Genomic DNA, 22,236 nt, shown 5'->3' with positions numbered 1-22,236 from the left:
ATGATAAATATTTTGCTGAAGAAAGAAGGCATACTACATGGTATCTATTTCAAATCAACTAAAAGAAAAACTTATTTCCATCCGTCGACATTTACATGAGTATCCAGAACTATCATATGAAGAGTTCGAAACAACAAAAGCAATAAAAAATTGGTTAGAAGAAAAAAACATTACTATCATTGATTCCAATTTAGAAACAGGAATTATCGCTGAAGTGTCTGGTAATAAAAACGGACCAATTGTAGCAGTTCGTGCTGATATTGATGCCCTTCCTATTCAAGAAGAAACACATTTGTCCTATGCATCTAAAGTACGAGGGAAAATGCATGCTTGTGGACACGATTTTCATACATCTGCTATTTTAGGTACTGCTTTCTTATTAAAAGAAAGAGAATCTTCCCTAAATGGAACGGTTCGCTTCATATTCCAACCAGCTGAAGAAAGTAGTAATGGCGCTTGCAAAGTTATTGATGCTGGACATTTACGTAATGTGCAAGCGATTTTCGGCATGCATAATAAACCTGATTTACCAATAGGTACAATTGGCATTAAAGATGGTCCACTGATGGCCGGAGTTGATCGATTTGAAATTGAAATTCACGGAGTTGGTACACACGCGGCTGTACCAGATGCTGGAGTAGATCCTATTGTCGCATCCTCTCAAATTGTGATGGCACTGCAAACAATTGTAAGCCGAAATATAAGTTCATCTCATAATGCAGTTGTTAGTGTTACAAATATTCATGCAGGAAATACGTGGAACGTGATTCCTGAAAAAGCTACGTTAGAAGGAACGATTCGCACATTCCAAGCTGAAACACGTGAAAAGATTCCAGCACTCATGGAGCGTATTATTAAAGGTGTATCTGATGCATTAGGTGTAAAAACGAAATTCCGTTTTTATTCAGGTCCTCCTGCTGTTCACAACGATAAAGCTCTTACAGACTTATCTACTCAAGTTGCCACAAAGATGAATCTTAATATCATCTCGCCTAGTCCGTCAATGGCTGGAGAAGATTTCTCATTTTACCAACAGGAAATACCAGGTTCATTCGTCTTTATGGGAACGAGCGGTACACATGAATGGCATCATCCTGCTTTTACAATTAATGAAGAGGCACTGCCTATAAGTGCAGAATACTTTGCTTTACTAGCCGAAAGAGCACTTAAACAATTCTCATAAAAAAAGCCGTTCAAAGTGCATCTCAGCACCCTGAACGGCTTTTCTTATTAAGTTAAATCACGTTTTAAAAACACAGTATATGAAATACATAAAAATACGAACAAATAAAGTAACAACATACATGATGCAAACGGGAATGTTACTCCATCAATAAAACTTCCATTCTTTGAAATACTATATAAATCTGTGTTTGCTGGCAATAAATATTTCGCCCAGTTATATCTAGTGGCTGCTAATAGCGCAATATTGCCTGATAAAGCAAGGAATAGTGAAATACCAATTGCACCTCCACTAGATCTTGTTAACACAGAAATCATAAATGCAAACGATGCGTACACAACCGTTGGTAACCACGATAAAACATAATATTTACTTGCTTCTACAAAAATGTTTTGTTTTATTATATTTCCATCTTGGAAAATAAACTCACTCCATGCAGGCTGTTGGAATTTATAAATAACAAGTCCACATAAAGCGGAGAAGATCATATTAAATATAAATAATAAAGCTGCAAATATAACAATTGCTAAAAATTTTGCTGTTAAAATTTTAAAGCGACTCGCTGGTCGTATCGTTAAAAATTTATATGTTCCCCAGCTATATTCATTCGCAAAAATTGTACTTGCATACACGAGGATAAATGGGAGCAAAATTGGAAATACGATAAAACCTGTATCTCTCATGAAAGAAAGTGGAGAACTGCTTGCCGCTGCTGTATCCGTATCTAAATGCTTCATCTTAAGCTGGTATTCTTTTACAAGCTCATCCCCTGATTTTTCTGCTAAAATAGCTTCTTTTTTCATGCCAAGCTTTTTCTCAATTTCTACAGTTCGTTCTGTATAATCTACTTTCCATCCTTTTGTTTCCGGTTCAAAATACTTTACCGTAACCCATCCTAATCCGATTATTAATACTGCAATAACTGCAAATGGAATAATCGTTCGCTTCCGCTTAAATATTTTATACAGTTCGTTATATACTAAATTAAACAATATCTTTTCCCCCTGTTAATTCTAAAAATTGCTCTTCTAACGTTTTTCTTTCTTCATATACACGATACACTTGAATATTTTTCTCAAGCAATGTACGAATAACATTTGGGATTTCTTCATCTTTTACATTAATAAGTAATTCATTATCTTTTACTAAAACATCATGCCCTAATATTTCTGCTGCTTTATTCGCATCATCTACACGTATACGGATCGTCTCCATCTCTTCGCTTTGGCTACGCTGAATATTTTGCGTAGCCACATATTCCCCGTGCTGAATAATGATAACTCTGTCACACATTAATTCAACTTCTGAAAGTAAGTGACTTGATACAAGTACAGCTTTTCCTTGTTCATGTGCAATTTTTTTTATGTACATTCTCATTTCATGTATTCCACTAGGGTCTAATCCATTTGTCGGTTCATCTAGTATCAACACGTCTGGATCGTGAATAAGTGCCTGAGCGATTCCTAAACGTTGTCTCATGCCGAGTGAATACGCTTTTACTTTGCGATCAATTACTTGTCCCATCCCTAACAATTTCACTACTTCATCGATACGTTCTTCGGTCACATTACCATTCATTCGTCCGAAATATGTTAAATTTTCATAGCCGCTCAAAAAAGGATAAAATTCAGGTGTCTCAATTACCGCTCCAATTTTCGCAGCTGTTTTTTCGAATTGCTGTTTCACAGATTGACCATCAATCCATACTTCACCTTCTGTCATACGGATCATACCAACCATCATTCTCATTAAAGTCGTTTTTCCAGCACCGTTTGGTCCGAGTAAACCGACAACCTCGCCTTTTTTCACTTCAAAACTAATATTTTGTACAAGTGTCTTTGATCCGATTCGCTTCGTTAACCGATCGACTTTTACAATTGATTGTTCATTTGTCATTCTATACAACCTTTCCTTCCCATTCTTTGTCAGGTCTTTTCACTGTAACATGATTATTTTTATGTGTAAAATAGAAAAAAGCATGATTTCTCATGCCCTTTCTTTAAACCGCAACGAATTTTCATCTTTTAAATTTCGAACAAATCGATAACATTGCATCATCGATATTAAAACGACAGTCATCATAATTACACTAATAATTACAACTGCATATATTGTAATTGGCGCACTATTTATTCCTTGTATCCCTGCGATTTTCATAAAGATAACCGTGAATAATTTCAAAAATAGCATCCCATTAATTAATCCAAAAACAAATGCTGCTCCATAAATGAATAATTGCTCCTGACATAATACACATAGTACCTCTTTTCTTTTCATATTTTCTTCTACATAAGATATAAACTCCTCCCTCCTCACATGCAAAAGGGAGTACATCATTTTATATGTAGTAAAAATACATATGAAAATTAGCACAATAAAAAGTGTGTAAAAGTACATTTGAAATACAAATGCATTCCCTACTTTCAAAATAGCTCCTTCATTAAATTGTAACGATATCATAAAAAACAAAATCATAGTACTCATAGCAATCCACATAAATTGCTTCATCCTTTTGGTAGCAAATGTTATAATATTTTTTCTCGCTAACCGACATAAAGACATAAAATTCTTCCCCTACCTTATTACATACGCATTCTATACTACTAGTGTATAAAAATATGACATTTTAAACATCGCACTACAATCGGAATTTCTTCTAAGTCTTTAGTCCTAGAAAACGAAATGATAAAAAATCACATTTAGAATATAATTGTAAAAAGGAGGAGGTTGCATGCGTATAAAATTACTATCAATCTTGTGTTTATTATTACTCACAAGTTGTAGCCAAATAAAAAACAATGAAGTTGCCATTGTTGAGCCATACAAATTAACAAAAGAGCAAGCTTCTATTTTACAAATGACTCCTTTTCAAGAAGGAAATAGCATATTTTATAACGTTACGCTTAAAAATGATAAAGATGAAATAAATGCTACAATTGATTATTATAACAATGGTAAGAAAACAAAAGAAATTGCTAATATAGCTACCCCACATTTTTCAAAAAAGAAAGTAAAGCTTTCTTTTTTACCACCACATTTCCAATTTGATAAAGATATACAAGAAAAAAGGCAGTGGTATCTGAATATTGAAGGTGGTTCAACACTTGTTCCTGAAGAAGCGCCACCAAGCGTAAATAGCTCTGCAACTACTACAATCCAATCTATAAAAAATTTAAAATACAATCAAAAAACAACTTTAGCTGCTGTAATCCAAACCAGTAAAGAAACTGTAAGCGTCCCTACAATTGACGAAGAAAAGGGTATTGATTTACTCTTAAAAGAAAATGAACACGTTTATCTATTTAGTATCGAGCTAAAAAAAGAACAATAAAGCGGAAATGCAACTTAAGTTGCATTTCCGCTTTATTGTTTAATAAGGTGTACTTTTATGGATTTGAATCAAATCCATTTTCTGTTACTACTATTACTCATCTTCTACTTCTATTCTTTTCTTCTCTCTTGCAATTTTTAAAAACTCTAGCAGCTCTGGATTACTATTCATTTTTTTGTAAGCCACTGACATTTCTGCAACGAAATTAGAATCATATAACTCTTTATATACAACTTCTGTTTTATATAACTTATTTGCCGACACGGGTATTACTGTAATTCCAATCCCTGCTGCTACAAGCCCCATAACTGTTTGATACTCTGTTGCTTCTTGTACAATACGTGGACTAAATCCAACTTCTCTACAAAGAGATAAAATTGTATCATACAAAGCTGGCCATACTGGTCTCGTAATAAATACAAACGGCTCATCTCGTAAATCTTCTATATGTATTTCATCTTTCTCTGCAAGTGGATGTGCCTTTGGTAAACACAAAGTGCAAGATAACCTTTGAATTGGCTCTAATTCTAATAATTGCGTTGGAATTGGTGGACGTAAAAAGCCAATATCGATACGGTTATCATGAAGTGCATGAACTTGATCTGGTGTTGACAATTCATGTAATGCAACAGACACTCTCGGAAATTTCTTTCTATATTCCCTAACAATTGATGGTAAAATATCATATATCGCCGCACCTACAAAACCAATTGAAAGTGATCCTACTTCTCCCCTTTGCGCACTTTGTGCAACTTCTACTGCTTTTTCAATTTGTTCAAACGCTTTTTTTACTTCTTTTAAAAACATTTCTCCTGCTTCTGTTAGTTCAACCTTTCTTTTCGTTCTTGAAAATAATGTAACTCCCATTTCTTTTTCTAATTGCTGTATTTGTTGACTAAGTGGTGGTTGTGTCATTTGTAAACGAGCAGCCGCCCGTCCAAAGTGTAACTCTTCTGCCACAACAACAAAATATTGCAAATGCCGTAATTCCATTTTTGGACACCCTTTTCACTTTCGATTAATACGTCTTATATATTAATAACATATAATTTATATATTAGACAAATATTTTGAATGAACGTATAGTAGAAATTGTTAATTCTTTTTTACAATTTTTATGTAACAAAAGAAAGAGGTGGTTACTGTATGAAATGGTGGAAGTTAAGCGGACAAATTTTATTACTATTTTGTTTCGCTTGGACAGGTGAATGGATTGCAAAACAGGCACACCTCCCAGTTCCAGGAAGTATAATCGGTATTTTCTTATTATTAATTTCATTAAAATTTAACCTAGTTAAAAAAGAATGGATACAGGACGGAGCAGATTTTTTATTAAAAGAACTTATTTTATTTTTCATCCCTTCTGCAGTCGCTGTCATACGTTACAGAGATACACTAACACAATATGGAATCGATCTCATTTTAATTATTATGATTAGCACTCTTTGCGTTACCTTAGTTACAGGACTTTTAACAGAATTGCTACTAAAGCGGAAAGGATCAACGCAATGATCGGATTTCTTTGTTTACTATTAACACTATTCACATATTGGCTATCAAAAAAAATGTATCAACGCTGGAATTGGAGTCTACTTTCTCCTCTTCTCGTCTGTCCCATTATTTTAATTGCTTTATTGCTCGGATTAGATACACCTTATGAAACATATGAATCTGGTGGTCATTGGTTAACTGAATTATTAAAACCCGCAACAGTTGCTTTTGCATGGCCAATCTATAAATACTTTGATTTATTAAAGAAACATGGAATGGCTATCTTACTTAATGTCATTGTCGGTTCGTTTTTATCAGTCATTACTTCAGCACTACTAGCAAATTATTTTCAAATTGATTCATCACTAGAACATAGTTTAGCGCCACATATCGTAACAACACCAATCGCAATGGCTATTTCAGAAATGATTGGTGGCATGTCACAATTAACTGCTGTATTTGTCGTTTTAACTGCCTTAACAGGAGCATTGCTCGGTCCTTCTCTCATACGTATTTGCCGTATTAAAACAGCAATCGCAAAAGGTATTATGTTAGGAACAAGCGCAAATGGAACCGGTACATCAAAAGCATTCGAAATCGGTCCTGTGGAAGGAACAATTGCAAGTTTATCTATGCTTTTAACAGCAGGCGCTAGTTTAGTTATCGTTCCGCTTTTCTTGTCTTGGATACATTAAAGAAGCAAGTATTTACATACTTGCTTCTTTATCTATATATTGGCACAGCAATTCATAATCCTCTGGAAAAGCTAAACACAATTGTTCAACTTCATGTATCCCTTTCCAAGCAATTTCATGTATTAACTCATCAGGATCTTGGATTTTCATATTACCGCCTATTTGTTTAACAAAATAATAATGGACATACACTGGAACACCGTATGTAATACCCTCTTTTTCATATATTTTATTTACAACTTCCACATTGTAACCTGTTTCTTCCCAAACTTCCCTAATACAACATTCTTCTAGTGTCTCTCCCTTTTCAAGTCCTCCACTTGGGACAGACCACCTTTTTTCTTCTCCCTCTTTGCCCTGCAGTACCATTAAAACTTCCTTTCTTTCATTTACACATACCGCTGCACTACCTATCCATCTCTCCATAAACATCCCTCCCCTACTAAAATTCGCCCTCTTTTTTATTTTCCCCTTGAAAAAAAGAGGAAAAAAATAAAACAATGACGAAAGATTACATCAACTTCATAGGCAATCCCTTCTTAGAAATTAAAACTGGAAGGATGAAAATATGATTTCTAATTATGTTGTGGAATGTGTCTTTTGTGAAGAAAATCGAAAGCCTCGCCAAGCTATTGTCACAGTTCCCGCCACTACTCAGCTACTAGCCATTGAAAAAGTGCGTGCGGAATGCAAACGTCGCTTCGGAAAAACTGTATTATTACAAACAGAAATTAAAGAAAAAATTGTTTTTGAACAAAAAGAAAGCTGACCATCAATTGGTCAGCTTTCTTATCCGATCATATTTTCACATGAAGATTAGGGGCATCCTCTTTAAGGATCGGGATTTTCCCATTATGTACGTTCCATAATGGTCATCGAACAATATATTTCTATACAATTAACTATTGAATAGAATAGGGCAAAACTTGTTCGCATTTTTAGAAAAGGGATAGGGATATAATTCAAGTAGTACTTCGAATACTCGAACTTTACACTCATAATATTAAAACAAATCCTTTTATATGGGAAATATGAATTACCTACATAATTCATTCGTAAAATATATTAATAGTTTGCTATATTAATTTTATCCCGCTATTTGTAAGCAGTAACCCCCTACTTATTATAATTTCACCTTATTCCATCAATAGCATACATCCAGCTAAAACCGGTGTCATAATCATCGAAAACCTCAAAAGCATTCGCGGTGCATAATTTGTAAACTTCGCGCCAATATATGCCCCTAACATGGTCCCGATTAATACTTGCAATAACAATATATAATCTAAATATCCTTCCGAACTATATCCTAGCCCACCCCCAATTGCAATCGGTAATATAACAAGCATCGTTGTCCCTACAGATTGCTGAATCGTTAGTCTCAATAGAACCATTAATCCAAGCTGAATAAACGGTGCAGAACCAATCCCAAATGAACCAGCCATCATTCCAGTAACTAATCCAAGGCATATACATTTCAACAAGTAGTTCATGGAAAACTCTTTATGCTTATATAAAGATGACTGTTCTTTGTTTTGGAACATAATTAATTTAATAAACATAAAAATTGCCGATAAAAATAACATCCCAGCTGTAAACCAATGAAGAAGATGTGCTGGTATAAGTGAACCAAATTTAGAACCAATATAAGAGCCAATTGCGCCAAATCCTCCAACAATCCCGCCTATAATAAATGCAACATTGCCTTCACGGTAATGACTGACAACACCTGATAATGTCGTAAATGCCATTGCAGTTAAAGATGTTGCAAGAGCAACATGAATAGGAATATGAAATACTAAAGTGAGTATCGCGATAATAAACCCAGCTCCTCCAGCTCCAACAAATCCTAATAAAATACCCATTACTAACATTGTTATAATAATTGCCACAGACTTTCCCTCCAGTAACACAATTATCCATCATATTTATCCTTACATACAAATAAAAAGCATCCTAGACGGATGCTTTTTATTTCAAAAATATGTACTTAATCTTGATTAATCAAAATAACCGCTGGACCAGCGACCACTACTCCAGCTACTTCTATTTTTTCAAATTCCTTTACTGTAATAGATATAACTCCTTCTCTTTCCATCAATTCTTTACTCAGGACATCAGTCGGGATTGCTTTCACCGTCTTACCTCCTTTTCATTTATACAATATGATAAAGTAAAACTTTAATGAGTGGGGTTTTTGTCCGTACTTATTAATTATTACCCCTCACCAATCGGACTAATAATCACCCAATGCATCTATATATATGCATCACCTCCGCTTTCATTCCTTATTCCACTCAAAAACCTTCTCCCCCTTCCGTGACATATTGAAAAATAAAAAAGAAGCTATAACATATAGCTTCCCTCTACGTTTCATTAATCTTTATGCACCGTATATTCCATGACTTTTCCATCTCTATCAAATTGGAAAACAAGCTGTTCGCTATCTATTGGAATAAAGCCACGTTCAGTCCCAAGATAATACAAAGTGGTAACTCCTTCTTCCCCACTTCTCGTTTCCGTTGGAGCTCCTAACAATTGTATAATTTCTTCATTTGATTTCCCTATTAATTTATATTTTTGTAATAGATCATCTACCATATATACCCGCTTATCTGCATGATTTAACCATCTATTTTGATTAAACTTTGATGTATATTCATTTACACTTAGTTGTACAGTGCACACTATTAATGGTATGAGTGCTACTATTAAAACCCCCAACATTTGCTTCTTTTCTTCATTACGATTTTTAGAAACATATAAAATAGCCCTTTGAATCATGACTAATAAAACAAATGGTATGAATACTACAAAAATGCTCCTTACACTTAAGGGTATATGGACCATATCAATGACGAATATAAATAGAATGTACATTACTATATACAAACAAAAATAGACATACAAAATGCCACGTAGCATAGCGTTCAGAAAGATCTCCCCTTTTAACTCACTATATAATTCATCCGGCTAATCATTTCTCGAATCTGTTCTAATTCTTGCACTGTATATACTACTTTCCCTGCTAAGATTTCATTTCTGAAGAACGTTACAATTTGCTCCCGATTTTTTAATCTAGGTGTTTCCTCACTAGAAAGATCTATTATTTCTTTTCCATTTTCATTATAAAAATATACAACTGGTTTTACCTTTTCTTTTATACTATTAGCCTGCATTTCTTTCAAACAATTGTATAAAATTTGAGATAGTTTCTTCACCTTATATACTGGATTTCCTTCATTTTTCACTTGTATAGTTGACGAATCTTTACCTACTATATATTCAAATGTCTCTTCTTTTTCAACTTCTTGTTGATACTTACCCATTTCATCAATCATAAATGAATATATACCAGCATTTTCTTTCGTTAAACCATGAATTAATTTCTCTTCCCATTCTTTCGTCTCAAATAGATAAATACCAGTTTTGCACAAGATGAGATGATGGATTCGATTATCGTTTATTTCACTATTATTTTTAATAAAAACATTCGGCATGATTTGAATTTCAGCATCTAATATGATGCCTTGCTCTATGAATCCTCGCTTCATATAATGTAATGTTTCGTACGTATTCATTTCAGCACCGTTTTTAGTATATTCTCGTAAATTTGCAATTAATTTTTGAAACATATGTATTTCGTTATTATGTTTATTTTGCATTTCACTACGTTCTTTACTATGCTGCATAGCTAATTGATTTTTCATCATACGCATATTTTCAATTTCTCTATTTGCACTTACTTGTAAATCATTGTATTTTTTCTGTTCCATATTTTTTAAATTATTTTGTTGTTCTTTATGCTCTATCACTGTAGCTGCAATTTCATTTTTATACGTTTCAATCGCTTGTTTCTTTTCAAATTCCACTTGCTGACTCTCTGATTCTAACTGTTTATTTTTATAAAACAGCACAAATGCTACAGCTAATAATATTAAAATCGCACCTATTAGCACATAATTCATATTTTTACTCCTTTATTTCATTTTCGATTATTTTTTATAAATATATCTACTATAGTATACTATGGTTTCGATATAGACTTTGTAAAAGTTGTATATTTTTAATAAAAGGCACCTCTGACGGGGCACCTTTTATTTTCACTCTATTGTACACCATACTGAATATAACTCGGATCGTAGTATATCCATTGATTTGTCCCTAAGCAAAGCCATCCATCTTGCTTACTCCACACTCGATACGATTCACCCTGATGTAACTGTCTTATAACATTTCCATTTAATGATGGAGCATCACGCAAATTTACATTATCACCAGTAATAGTCGCTACATAATGTTTATACTGAATATAACTCGGATCATTATATACCCACTGATTTGTCCCTAAACAAAGCCATCCATCTTGTTCTCCCCAAACTTCATATGTTTCGCCACGATTCAATTGGCGAATTACACTAGACTGTAAAGATGGTCCACTTCTCAAATTCACATTATCTCCATTAATTATAGCAACCCCGTACACTGGAGTTGCATTATTAGGCGGGGAAACATTACCTCCACCACTTGCTCCATTCCCTTTTAAAGCTTCTAATGAAACTGCAGCTGATACATCACAATTTCCTACGCCTGAAATTTGTCCAGAATCTGTGTACTGCCACGCTGTCCACGCTGTCCATCCACCAGCATCAGCAGGCGGTGTACTCGAGTATTTAGCAATCCAAAGCGGTATATCACTTAATCCGCTAATTCCGAACTCATTAATATACCAAACTCCTGTATATAACATTACATCTTTTCCAGTAGCCTGTTTCACATAATTTATGAAGCTTCTTGCCCAATTCGATATAGCGTTACCAGTTAAATTACTGTTGCTCGGATCTGTTGGTGATTCTAAATCCAGAACTGGCATTAAGTCTGTCTGGTTATTTTGTAATATACCCACAAAATATTTTGCCTCTGAAATTGCATCATTTTGTTCTGGGCGTGCAAAATGGTATGCACCAATTAATACATTCGCATTTCGTGCTGCTTGTACATTCTTAGTAAAAGTAGGATCAATGTAGTTTACACCTTCTGTCGCTTTTGCATACGCTGCTGGAATTCCAGATGCCTTCACTGCATTCCAATCAATATTCCCTTCCCAATGAGACACATCAATAAACGTAACATTTGAACTTGATCTGTTTTGCATATAAAATCTCCTATCAATTTTTTTACTTCGTATACATACAATATGTACAAGTTTCATAAGAGGACACAACATTTATGCTATAGAAACAAAGAGTAAACATATGTTGTATACAAAATAAAAAAGACCTTGTATTACAAGGCCTTTTGCAAACTCACTTTATTTTGTAGCAAGTACATATTATAATACAAACCTTGCTCACTTAGTAATTCTTGATGTGTTCCTCTTTCTACTATCTCTCCATCATGCATCACAAAAATTTGATCTGAATCTTGAATTGTAGATAACCTATGCGCAATGGCTATCGTCGTTCTACCTTTTCGCATTTGTTGCAACGCTGTTTGAATAGCCTCTTCTGTTTCTGTATCGATATTAGCTGTTGCTTCATCTAATACTAATACTTTCGGATTCGTTGCTATCGTTCTAGCAAAAGCAATTAATTGTCGTTGACCGCTTGAAAATGCTGCACCTCTTTCTACTACTTCTGTTTCATACTGTTTTGGTAACTTTTCAATAAACGTATTTGCTTGCACAAATCGAGCAGCTTCTTTTACTTCTTCATCCGTAATTTCTTCATTATACATACGAATATTTTGCTTTACATTTCCAGCAAATAAAAATGCATCTTGCAATACGAGTCCTATTTTCTTTCTAATTTCTCGTTCTTCAAATTTTTCTAAATCTACACCGTCTATTACAATATTTCCTGACTTAATATTATAAAATCGCATTAACAAATTCATAATCGTACTTTTTCCGCTACCAGTATGCCCAACAAAAGCAACCGTTTGCCCTTGTTTCACGTGAAATGATACATTTTTTAAAACGTCACGCTTTCCATCATATGAAAAAGTAACATTTTTAAATTCAATATCCCCATCCACAACTTGAGGATTCTCATTGCCTTTTTGAACCGGTGCTAAATCTTTCTCGTCCATTAAATGAAATACACGTGATGACGAAACAAGTGCCTGTTGAAAAAAGGACAATTTCATCATCATCTCATTTACAGGTTGGAAGAAACGATGTATATAGTTAACAAAAGCATATAAAACTCCTACTTCAACAGGGCTCTTTAAAGCATCAATCCCAAATAAACCTAGTACTAACGCAATAGCTACAATATGCACTAAATCCGTAGCTGGTCGTAAAAGTAATGCGTCTAACTTCAAAGTACGTCGCCCTGCACTATAATGTTTATTATTCACTTCTTCAAACTCTTTTCTCATACGTTTTTCTTGTCTGAACACTTGAACAATATTCATTCCTTGTATGGACTCGTTCAACTTTGCATTTAACACGCTTAGTTGATTACGTACTTCTAAATAAAAAGCTGCACTTTTCCGGCGATATAATACCATAATCGCAAACATTATCGGAATTAATACGAGAGAAAATAGCGCTAATTTTACATCTAATAAAAACATCGCTACTAAAATACCTACTAAAAAGACTACATTTTTCACAAATGTTGATAATACACTAACATAAAAATCTTTAATCGCTTCCGTATCATTTGTTATACGCGATACAAGTGTACCAATCGGCGTACGATCAAAGAAACTTAATGACAGCTTTTGAACATGTTCATATACTTCAACTCGCATATCTTGAACAATCTTAAAAGCAATGTTCTGAAAGTACAATAGATTTAAATACGTAAATAATACTTTTAATAAATGAGCAACTATGTAAATTACAAATAAAGTAACGAGCGCTGATCGTTCAAAATCCCGCGGTACTAGGTGTTCATCGAGGAATTGTTTAATTAAAAAAGGACCCATCATTTCCGTTACTGTCGCACCAACTAAAAAGATAAATGCTAAAGATAGCAACCCTTTATATGGCTTCATATAGGAAAGCAATCTACTTAAATCACTTCGCTTCTTCTCTACCATCATACGCCTCCTTTCTCGACTAAAGCTTCTAATTGCTGGCTTTCATACATTTCCTTATACCAGCCGTTTTCCTTCATTAATTCCTCATGTGTACCTCTTTGTACAATTCTACCTTCATCAACAACAAGAATAAGATTGGCATGCTGAATTGCACTTAATCGGTGTGCAGTAATAATCGTCGTTTTCCCTGCTCTTTCCCTCTTTAAGGCACTTAAAATCGTCTCTTCTGTTTTTGCATCTACTGCTGATAAACAATCATCCAAAATTAAAATTTCAGCATTTGTTAATAAAGCACGAGCAATAGAGATTCGCTGTTTTTGGCCACCAGATAACGAAACACCTCTTTCCCCTACTACTGTTTCATATCCTTCTGAAAATTGGAGGATGTCATTATGAATACAAGCAATCTCTGCAGCTTGGGTAATTTCATTATATGTAGCATCCGCCTTTCCAAAGGCAATATTCTCACCAATACTTGCTGAGAATAAAAAATGATCTTGCGGCACGTATGAAATGGCAGAACGGACACCATGAAGTGTTATATCTCGAATATCTCGCTCCCCAATTTTTAATTCACCATTAAAATGATCATACTCACGGATTAAACATTTTAATAAAGTTGTTTTCCCTGCGCCTGTACGTCCTACAACTCCTAGCGTTTCGCCCTTCTTCAAATCAAAGTGAATATCGTTTAAATGTAACAATTCATTTTTCTTATACGAAAATGAATCAACGGCAAACGAAACATTACCGCTCGCTATTGTCTGTACAGCTTTTTCGCTATTTACTACATCTGATTTTTGTGAAAGAATTTTTTCTACACGGTCATATGAAGCTCGCCCACGCTCCATAATATTGAATAACCATCCAAACGCTAACATTGGCCAAACGAGGGTACCTAAATATGTCGTAAATGTAACGAGATCACCTACTGTTAATTCACCTCTTACAACTAATACCGATCCATAACATACTGCGATTAAAAAAGAAAATCCAACGATAAGAGAGATTGTCGGATCAAATAACGAATCAATACGTGCAACTAACACATTTTTATGTACAACATCTTCTGATTTTCTTCGAAACGCCTGCAAATCTTCTTTCTCTTGTCCAAGCGAGCGAATCACTTTCATTCCACTCATACTCTCTTGCACTTTATCATTGATTTCCGAAAACGATTGCTGTGCTTTATGAAACCTTTTATGTAATAAAGTTCCATAATAATTTGTCGAAATAGCTACAATCGGCATTGGAATTAAACTTAATAATGTTAACTTCCAGCTAATTGTAAAACCCATCGCTACGAGTACACATCCTCCGACAGCTAATGAGTCAACAAGCGTCAAAACACCTGCTCCAGCAGTTTGCTGGATCGCTTGAATATCATTGGTCGCATGTGCCATTAAATCACCTGTTCGATTTGACTGATAGAAAGATGGACTCATCTTTGTAAAATGTTCATATAAATTTTTTCGTAATTGGCGAGCTAATTTTAATGAAGACCCGAAAATCATAATACGCCATATGTAACGTAATATGTACATCGTAATGCCTACAATTACTAATAGTACAACCCATTTTAGTAACTTATCGGTCGTCAATGTTCCATCATTAATTTCATCTACAACGATTCCAATTACTTTTGGTGCTACAAGTTCTAAAAGTGCAACGCCAAACAATAAAATAATTCCAGTTATGTACGCTCGTTTTTCTTGTTTAAAAAACCACGCTAAATTCATAAACACTTTCATTTTTTTCCTCCTCCCTTAAAATGAGCGATGTTTTCAGTTTACCAAAAATACAGAATTTTTAAAAGTTTTAAAAACTATAACTAACAAAAAGAAAGACACTCTTAGCGAGTGTCTTTTAGCGAGTGTCTTTTAGCGCTTATTTCATTTGTTGCTTGTTCATTGCGCTCATCATTTGATTGATTTTCTTTTGGGAAGGTTTTTGTCCCATTTGCATCATCATCATTTTTAACATTTGTTCGTTAATTGGTGGATTTTTTTGTAAGTAATTCATCATATATTTGCGGGCAATGAAAAATCCTAACGCCACGCCTGCTACTAGTGCTACTACGCCCACTAGAATACCTAACCAAATTGGCATATATTTTCCTCCTTCATGTTGTCTACCTTACAGTGTACTAAAACCTTTTCAATAAGACAAGATACAATTCGACATTTTTTACACATATGTTCGTACTTGTTTTAGAGGATTCAGCCATCCGTACTTTGTATTTTCATAATCCATAGCTAAAAATGTTAATTCACACTTTCTTAACACCTCAAAGAATGTTGTTTCCATAGAGACATTTCCAGAGGTATTCATACGAATATAGTGCGGTTTCACCATTATTTCGCCGTACTCCGCTCCCGTATAAAGTGTATGTGTATGATGTGTTCTATCATATTTACCAAGAACGCGCAAAGCTTGTTCTAATTTATGATGAATTTTCATTACTTGCAATGGCATCGTTATATACATCATTTGCTTATATAACACTTTTTTCTCCGAAAGGGACCCAGATTCTGAAAATCGAGCAAATAAATCAAAAAACAAATATTCACGACCAAAATAAGCTTTCGCAATATCCTCTTGAATTAAATACAATTCATACGTTTTCATTTTTCCACTCCCAATCTGGACAACCTTTTCTCTTCATTATATATAAGAAAATTTGCAATGATTGTCTGACTGCGGAGAGATAAAAAACTTTTTCTGTCGAAAAAACTCATTTACATAGAAAAACCTCTCCATGCCGGAGAGATTTTTCTGAAATCATTAAAGCATTTCTTTTACTTTACGAACAACGTTCTCTACAGTAAATCCATACTCTTCCATAATCTTCTCACCAGGAGCAGAAGCACCGAATGTATCGATACCTAACACATCTCCTTCAAGACCTACGTAACGGTGCCATCCGAATGTAGCACCCATTTCGATTGCGAAACGTTTTGTTACTGCTTTTGGTAATACAGATTCTTTGTACTCTGCAGTTTGAGCTTCGAAGCGATCCATAGATGGCATGCTGACAACCGCTGCGTCAACGCCGTCTACTGCTAATGCTTTTTGAGCTTCAACAGCTAGGCTTACTTCAGATCCAGTTGCAAGTAAGATTACATCAGCCGTTTCTTTCTTGCTTGCAGAAACTACATATGCACCTTTTGCTACTTTTTCATACGTATCATCTTTTGCACCTTCTAATGTTGGAAGGTCTTGACGAGTTAATACTAAAGCAGTTGGTTTGTTTGTAGATTCTAAAGCAAGTCTCCAAGCTGCAACAGATTCGTTACCATCAGCAGGACGGATAACAGAAACGTTTGGCATTGCACGAAGCGCTGCTAATTGCTCGATTGGTTCATGTGTTGGACCATCTTCACCAACAGCGATACTGTCATGTGTGAATACATACGTTACTGGCAATTGCATTAATGCTGCAAGGCGAATTGCTGGACGTAAGTAATCAGAGAATACGAAGAACGTACCACCGTAAGTTTTTAAACCACCATGTAGTGCAATACCGTTCATTGCTGCACCCATTGCGAACTCACGTACACCGTACCAAATGTTTTTACCGCTGTAATCATCTCTTGTAAAGTCTTTTTCGTTATTCATGTATGTTTTGTTAGAACCAGCAAGGTCAGCAGATCCACCGAAGAATGATGGTACAGACTCTGCAATTGCATTAATTACAGCACCAGAAGAATTACGAGTTGCTGCTTTTGATCCTAATTCATAAGTTGGTAGGTTTTGCTCCCAACCTTCTGGAAGTTGACCGTTCATTGCTGCTTGGAATTCGTTTGCTAATTCTGGGTATGCTTGTGCATATTCACCTAGCATCGTGTTCCACTCAGCTTGCGCAGTTTCACCAACATCTTGTACTGTTTTACGGAAGTTGTCATATACTTCTTCTGCTACGTGGAAGTCTTGCTCAGCAGTCCAAGCATATGCTTCTTTCGTTAATTTCGTTTCTTCTACACCAAGTGGAGAACCATGTGAAGCTGATTTTCCTGATTTGTTTGGAGAACCGAAACCAATTGTCGTTCTTACTTCAATTAGCGTTGGGCGTTTTTCGTCAGCTTTCGCTTCTTCAATTGCTTTCGCGATTGCTTCAATATCGTTTCCATCCTCAACACGGATTACTTGCCATCCGTATGCTTTGTAACGATCTTCTACACTTTCAGAGAATGAACGATTTAAATCGCCATCTAATGAAATATCGTTTGAATCATAAAGCACAACAAGACGACCTAATTGTAAATGAGCAGCTAATGAAGATGCTTCAGCAGAAACGCCCTCCATTAAATCTCCATCACCACAAATAGCGTATGTATAATGATCTACTACACTATACGCATCACGGTTATATTTAGCAGCTAAATGTCTTTCAGCCATTGCCATACCTACAGCAGTTGCAATACCTTGTCCAAGTGGACCAGTCGTTGCATCTACACCAGCTGTATGACCGTACTCAGGATGTCCTGGAGTTTTGCTTCCCCATTGACGGAAGTTCTTTAAGTCATCCATTGTTACATCATAACCAGATAGGTGAAGTAGGCTGTATAATAACATTGAACCATGACCTGCAGATAATACGAAACGATCACGGTTAAACCACGTTGGGTTATTTGGATTGTGTTTCATAAATTGAGTCCATAATGTATAAGCCATTGGTGCTGCACCCATTGGCATTCCTGGGTGACCAGAGTTTGCTTTTTCAATCGCATCGATGGATAATGTGCGAATCGTGTTGATAGAAAGTTGTTCGATTGAATGTGACATGCTATTCTTCCCTTCGCTTATATTAGTAAACGTTTTATACATTTATATGATAGCTTCCCACGCAAGATTATACAACATGTATCGACAAATATGTTGATATTTTTTTGATTTTTTATAAAAAAATCAATGTTTCCGTGAATGTATGGGCATTCAATATGACATACTTTTTCATTATTTTTATTTTGAAAAGAAAGGGAATTATCTGCATATTTATACAAACTTCTTCTATACTTACTTTTTTTAATACGTTTTTAAAAACACAAAAAGCATCTAACTTCGATGCTTTTCCAATAAGTTAAACAATCCGTTTCCGAATCGAACTTGAAATCCAATCAATTATAATTACCATTAAAATGATACCTAATAAAATAATCCCAACACGAGACCAATTCCGTGAACTCAGCGCAAAAATTAAAGGTGTACCAATCCCTCCTGCTCCAATAACCCCTAAAATCGCAGCGGATCGTACATTAATTTCAAATCTGTATAACGTATACGATAGAAAATCCGGTAACACTTGTGGTAACACTGCATACCAAAGTATTTGAAAACGGTTTGCTCCTGTTGCTAGTAACGCTTCCGTCGGTCCTTTATCTATGTTTTCAATTCCTTCTGAATATAGTTTTCCTAACATTCCAATAGAATGTAATCCTAAGGCTAATACTCCTGCAAAAGAGCCTGGACCAACAGCTTTTATAAATAAAAGAGCCATAACTAATTCAGGAAACGTACGAACAAAACTAAGCACAAATTTCCCAGATCCTGAAGTTAATTTTCCAATACTCATATTCGTTGCCGCCCAAAAGGCAAACGGAACAGATAAAAATGCAGAAATAAATGTACCTAATATTGCAATTGCCAACGTATCAATTAATCCATGTAATAAATCTTCACCATCTGGCAAAGATACATACGACCAGTCTGGATTCAATATCCCTGTCATAATTGCTTTCGTGATTTCACCTGCTGTGTCCTTTATCCCCTCTAATGGTACTCCTGAAAAGGCCCATACATATACAACTGTAAGTGCTATTAAAATAATCCAGCGATATATACTCGGTTTCTTCGGTTTTGGCACAATCATCGTCGTTCTATTCATTATAGTTTCTCCCGTAACAATGTACTAATGTAGTCAATTAACAAAACAACAATAAGGGTATAAATAATTATAGAAGCAGTTTGTTTATATTGTAAAAATCCAAGTGTACGATCATAATATAGTCCAATACCACCTGCTCCTACTAAACCTAAAACAGCTGCTGCACGTACGTTCACCTCAAATGTATAAAGAACATAGGAGACAAAATGTGCTTTCACTTGCGGAATTACCCCATAAACAATCCATTGCACCTTATTAGCTCCTACCGCTGTCATCGCCTCTAACGGACCTGGATCAATTGATTCAATTGACTCATACAACAATTTCGCTACAAGTCCAATTGAAAAAAAAGTAAGAGCCAAAATACCTGGAAGTGGCCCAATTCCAAAAATCGCTACGAAAATTGCCGCTAATAATAAATCTGGTATCGTTCGTATCAAATTTAAAATCATTCGAGCTAGACTGTATAAAAATGTGTTAGTAAACACATTACTTGCTGCAAACAGTGCAAGTGGAATAGCTAAAATCGCTCCTAAGGTCGTCCCAATAATGGCCATACGTATTGTATCTAACATCGCTGTTGTAATAACTTGAAAATAACTCCAATCAGGTGGCACCATCTCTTTCAATAGATCTACCATATTGGGAAAACCGTCTACCAGTTTTGAAAATGATGCATCTACTTGTACACTACTACTCCACAGCATTAAAATAACTAAAATAAACGTTAACATATGTTTCAACTTACTCGGCGGCTTCGGTATCGATTTCGAATATATCGTTACGTCACTCATTTAACTGCCACCTCTAACAATTCATTTTTCTGTGCTACATCTCCATAAATTTCAGCAAATTTTTCATCTGTCGCCTCTTCTACTGAACCATCAAAAACAATTTCTCCTGCATGTAATCCAATAATACGTGTCGCATATTGCCTAGCTAAATCAATAGAATGCAAATTCACAATTGTTGTAATTCCAAAATCTTCATTGATTTTTTTCAAATCATTTAATACTTGCTTTGTCGTAAGTGGATCTAACGATGCAACAGGCTCATCTGCCAATATGATTTTTGCTTCTTGTGCCAATGCTCTAGCTATTGATACACGTTGCTGTTGTCCTCCTGATAATTCATCAGCACGTGCATATGCTTTTTCTAAAATATTCACTCTTTTTAACGCTTGAAATGCGAGCTCCACATCTTCTTTCGGAAACAAACCTAACGTTGTACGTAATGTGGAATGATATCCAACACGACCAGCTAATACATTTTTTAATACTGTTGATCGCTTTACAAGGTTAAAACTTTGGAAGATCATACCGATATCCCGGCGCATACGCCTTAATCCTTTTCCTTTCGCAGCAGTAATAGACTCACCTTCAATAATGATTTCTCCTTCGGTAATCTCATGAAGACGATTTACGGATCTGAGAAGTGTAGATTTTCCAGCTCCAGACAGCCCTACCATTACAACAAACTCACCTTTTTGAATTTTCAAGTTTATATTATTCAATCCTTTTGTACCGTTTGGATACACTTTGGAGACATTTCGAAACTCTATCACACATCTTACCTACCTTCTATGTATTCAAAACGGCAAACTAACTGAAAACATCCCCTTTCAGCTAGCTGCCATTTCCATATGTATTATTGCGTTTTTACTTTCTTCCCATATTCACGAACGATATCAAATTTACTATCATCAGATTTAACATATCCTTCATGTGAATATACTTCTTTAATGATTTTACGGCCTTCCTCATTCTTTCCAATTTCAATGAAAGCATCTTGTAATTTCTTGCTCCATTCTGCATCTAAATCAGATCGTACAGAAATTGTATCGTTCGGAATTTTCTCAGTAAATTTCACTATTTTCGTTTGATCAAATATATTCGGATAATCTTTTTTTACAATATTACGAGCATCTTGGAATACAACAGCCGCATCTACGTCACCATTTAAAAGAGCAATAAGCGACTGATCGTGACCTTTTAATGTAACAGGTTTCACATCTTTTAACGGATCAATTCCCTCTTTTAATAGAACAGCTGCAGGCCACACATATCCCGCTGATGACGTTACATCTTGATAGCCAATTTTTTTACCTTTTAAATCTTTTACACTATTAATATTTGAATCTTTCTTAACAACAAACTCAGATTTATAATAATCTACTAAATCTTTTGTAGGGGCTCCTGTTTCATTCTCTACTCCAAAACGTTGTGCTTGTAAAATTACATTTGCAGCCTTCTTTTCATGTGCTAATACGTACGCTGTCGGCGGTAAAAATCCTACATCTACTTGTTTAGATGCCATCGCTTCTACAATTGTATTGTAGTTCGTTGAAATACTAACTTTTACTGGAATATTTAACTTATCACTTAATAGCTTCTCAAGCGGTTTTGCCTTCGCCTCTAACGTATCTGCATTTTGAGAAGGAACAAATTGAACATTTAAAGTCTTCGGTACATACCCTTTTTTCGTATCTTCATTTTTACTTGCGCTTGATTCCTTCGTTCCACAGCCACTTAATAATCCCGCTGCTAGTACAACTGTTGTGCTCATTGCAAAAACTTTTTTCAACATATTAATGCCTCCATTT

General features: G+C 35.0%; 24 protein-coding genes. 5 read left to right on the top strand and 19 right to left on the bottom strand.

All coding sequences use genetic code 11. The features are described 5' to 3' along the window. Positions 1 to 37: 37 nt before the first annotated feature. On the top strand, positions 38 to 1,183 hold the full coding sequence (locus B9A45_RS11065; protein ID WP_084064033.1) for a M20 peptidase aminoacylase family protein: 1,146 nt from the start codon (positions 38 to 40) through the stop codon (positions 1,181 to 1,183). A 47-nt stretch (positions 1,184 to 1,230) separates the two neighbouring features. Here B9A45_RS11065 and B9A45_RS11060 read toward each other — a convergent pair whose 3' ends face one another. The 3 genes from B9A45_RS11060 to B9A45_RS11050 all read right to left on the bottom strand — a co-directional run bounded on the left by B9A45_RS11060 (position 1,231) and on the right by B9A45_RS11050 (position 3,745). Beyond that, positions 1,231 to 2,175, bottom strand: coding sequence for an ABC transporter permease (locus B9A45_RS11060; RefSeq protein WP_084064032.1), 945 nt, complete (start codon positions 2,173 to 2,175; stop codon positions 1,231 to 1,233). After that, on the bottom strand, positions 2,168 to 3,079 hold the full coding sequence (locus B9A45_RS11055) for an ABC transporter ATP-binding protein (RefSeq protein ID WP_142263049.1): 912 nt from the start codon (positions 3,077 to 3,079) through the stop codon (positions 2,168 to 2,170). Before B9A45_RS11055 ends, B9A45_RS11060 begins: the two co-directional genes overlap by 8 nt. 90 nt (positions 3,080 to 3,169) lie before the next feature. Then, positions 3,170 to 3,745, bottom strand: a complete 576-nt coding sequence (locus B9A45_RS11050) for a hypothetical protein (RefSeq protein ID WP_053512832.1) — start codon at positions 3,743 to 3,745, stop codon at positions 3,170 to 3,172. Positions 3,746 to 3,914: 169 nt separating this feature from the next. Between B9A45_RS11050 and B9A45_RS11045 the strand changes: the two genes are divergently transcribed. Beyond that, positions 3,915 to 4,514 carry a histidine kinase gene (locus B9A45_RS11045; RefSeq protein ID WP_084064030.1) on the top strand — a complete coding sequence of 200 codons (600 nt, stop codon included), beginning with the start codon at positions 3,915 to 3,917 and terminating at the stop codon, positions 4,512 to 4,514. Positions 4,515 to 4,607: 93 nt separating this feature from the next. Here the strand turns inward: B9A45_RS11045 and alsR are convergent, their stop codons facing one another. Further along, positions 4,608 to 5,507, bottom strand: a complete 900-nt coding sequence (gene alsR / locus B9A45_RS11040) for an acetoin biosynthesis transcriptional regulator AlsR (RefSeq protein ID WP_000423234.1) — start codon at positions 5,505 to 5,507, stop codon at positions 4,608 to 4,610. 153 nt (positions 5,508 to 5,660) lie between these two features. Between alsR and B9A45_RS11035 the strand changes: the two genes are divergently transcribed. Both B9A45_RS11035 and B9A45_RS11030 read left to right on the top strand, forming a co-directional pair. Then, positions 5,661 to 6,026: a CidA/LrgA family holin-like protein gene (locus B9A45_RS11035; RefSeq protein ID WP_000872365.1), complete on the top strand. Its 366-nt coding sequence runs from the start codon at positions 5,661 to 5,663 to the stop codon at positions 6,024 to 6,026. Further along, positions 6,023 to 6,700 carry an LrgB family protein gene (locus tag B9A45_RS11030; protein ID WP_000578965.1) on the top strand — a complete coding sequence of 226 codons (678 nt, stop codon included), beginning with the start codon at positions 6,023 to 6,025 and terminating at the stop codon, positions 6,698 to 6,700. The genes B9A45_RS11035 and B9A45_RS11030 overlap by 4 nt, the downstream gene beginning before the upstream one ends. A 12-nt stretch (positions 6,701 to 6,712) precedes the next feature. On the opposite strand, the gene B9A45_RS11025 is transcribed toward B9A45_RS11030, so the two are convergent. Next, positions 6,713 to 7,126, bottom strand: a complete 414-nt coding sequence (locus tag B9A45_RS11025; protein ID WP_000442977.1) for an NUDIX hydrolase — start codon at positions 7,124 to 7,126, stop codon at positions 6,713 to 6,715. Positions 7,127 to 7,268: 142 nt separating this feature from the next. On the opposite strand from B9A45_RS11025, the gene B9A45_RS11020 reads away from it, so the two are divergent. Continuing rightward, on the top strand, positions 7,269 to 7,469 hold the full coding sequence (locus tag B9A45_RS11020) for a DUF3903 domain-containing protein (RefSeq protein WP_000625225.1): 201 nt from the start codon (positions 7,269 to 7,271) through the stop codon (positions 7,467 to 7,469). A gap of 367 nt (positions 7,470 to 7,836) precedes the next feature. Here B9A45_RS11020 and B9A45_RS11015 read toward each other — a convergent pair whose 3' ends face one another. From B9A45_RS11015 to B9A45_RS10945, 14 genes are all read right to left on the bottom strand, one after another. After that, on the bottom strand, positions 7,837 to 8,592 hold the full coding sequence (locus B9A45_RS11015; protein ID WP_000974654.1) for a sulfite exporter TauE/SafE family protein: 756 nt from the start codon (positions 8,590 to 8,592) through the stop codon (positions 7,837 to 7,839). A 98-nt stretch (positions 8,593 to 8,690) separates the two neighbouring features. Next, positions 8,691 to 8,837 carry a BC1881 family protein gene (locus tag B9A45_RS11010; RefSeq protein WP_000644411.1) on the bottom strand — a complete coding sequence of 49 codons (147 nt, stop codon included), beginning with the start codon at positions 8,835 to 8,837 and terminating at the stop codon, positions 8,691 to 8,693. Between the two features lie 239 nt (positions 8,838 to 9,076). Beyond that, positions 9,077 to 9,625, bottom strand: a complete 549-nt coding sequence (locus B9A45_RS11005; protein WP_000943751.1) for a hypothetical protein — start codon at positions 9,623 to 9,625, stop codon at positions 9,077 to 9,079. Between the two features lie 23 nt (positions 9,626 to 9,648). Further along, complete coding sequence (locus B9A45_RS11000) at positions 9,649 to 10,668, bottom strand: NERD domain-containing protein (RefSeq protein WP_084064029.1); 1,020 nt, start codon at positions 10,666 to 10,668, stop codon at positions 9,649 to 9,651. Positions 10,669 to 10,808: 140 nt separating this feature from the next. Further along, positions 10,809 to 11,855 (bottom strand): GH25 family lysozyme, encoded by a 1,047-nt coding sequence (locus tag B9A45_RS10995; protein WP_001181392.1) that lies wholly within the window; start codon positions 11,853 to 11,855, stop codon positions 10,809 to 10,811. 131 nt (positions 11,856 to 11,986) lie between these two features. Continuing rightward, on the bottom strand, positions 11,987 to 13,750 hold the full coding sequence (locus tag B9A45_RS10990; RefSeq protein WP_000229523.1) for an ABC transporter ATP-binding protein: 1,764 nt from the start codon (positions 13,748 to 13,750) through the stop codon (positions 11,987 to 11,989). Next, the gene (locus B9A45_RS10985) at positions 13,750 to 15,501 is read right to left on the bottom strand and encodes an ABC transporter ATP-binding protein (RefSeq protein WP_000862453.1); all 1,752 of its coding nucleotides are present in this window, start codon (positions 15,499 to 15,501) and stop codon (positions 13,750 to 13,752) included. The genes B9A45_RS10990 and B9A45_RS10985 overlap by 1 nt, the downstream gene beginning before the upstream one ends. Before the next feature lie 136 nt (positions 15,502 to 15,637). Beyond that, the gene (locus tag B9A45_RS10980; protein ID WP_001123317.1) at positions 15,638 to 15,859 is read right to left on the bottom strand and encodes a YneF family protein; all 222 of its coding nucleotides are present in this window, start codon (positions 15,857 to 15,859) and stop codon (positions 15,638 to 15,640) included. A gap of 78 nt (positions 15,860 to 15,937) precedes the next feature. Continuing rightward, positions 15,938 to 16,378 (bottom strand): sporulation inhibitor of replication protein SirA, encoded by a 441-nt coding sequence (gene sirA, locus B9A45_RS10975; RefSeq protein WP_000860645.1) that lies wholly within the window; start codon positions 16,376 to 16,378, stop codon positions 15,938 to 15,940. 156 nt (positions 16,379 to 16,534) lie between these two features. Then, a complete protein-coding gene (tkt, locus tag B9A45_RS10970; RefSeq protein WP_000019782.1) occupies positions 16,535 to 18,535 on the bottom strand; it encodes a transketolase in 2,001 nt (666 codons plus the stop codon). A gap of 295 nt (positions 18,536 to 18,830) precedes the next feature. Next, a complete protein-coding gene (phnE, locus tag B9A45_RS10960; RefSeq protein WP_084064027.1) occupies positions 18,831 to 19,634 on the bottom strand; it encodes a phosphonate ABC transporter, permease protein PhnE in 804 nt (267 codons plus the stop codon). Continuing rightward, positions 19,634 to 20,428: a phosphonate ABC transporter, permease protein PhnE gene (gene phnE, locus B9A45_RS10955; protein ID WP_001286376.1), complete on the bottom strand. Its 795-nt coding sequence runs from the start codon at positions 20,426 to 20,428 to the stop codon at positions 19,634 to 19,636. Before phnE (B9A45_RS10955) ends, phnE (B9A45_RS10960) begins: the two co-directional genes overlap by 1 nt. After that, positions 20,425 to 21,198, bottom strand: a complete 774-nt coding sequence (gene phnC, locus B9A45_RS10950; RefSeq protein ID WP_000569247.1) for a phosphonate ABC transporter ATP-binding protein — start codon at positions 21,196 to 21,198, stop codon at positions 20,425 to 20,427. The genes phnE (B9A45_RS10955) and phnC overlap by 4 nt, the downstream gene beginning before the upstream one ends. A gap of 83 nt (positions 21,199 to 21,281) precedes the next feature. Continuing rightward, positions 21,282 to 22,220 carry a phosphate/phosphite/phosphonate ABC transporter substrate-binding protein gene (locus B9A45_RS10945; RefSeq protein WP_000915068.1) on the bottom strand — a complete coding sequence of 313 codons (939 nt, stop codon included), beginning with the start codon at positions 22,218 to 22,220 and terminating at the stop codon, positions 21,282 to 21,284. Between the last annotated feature and the right edge of the window lie 16 nt (positions 22,221 to 22,236).

Origin of the sequence: Bacillus sp. JKS001846, assembly GCF_900176455.1 — a bacterium.
Taxonomy (GTDB): Bacteria; Bacillota; Bacilli; order Bacillales; family Bacillaceae_G; genus Bacillus_A; species Bacillus_A cereus.
The sequence above is the reverse complement of the archived record's forward strand: the minus strand, read 5'-3'. Positions and strand labels throughout refer to the sequence as shown.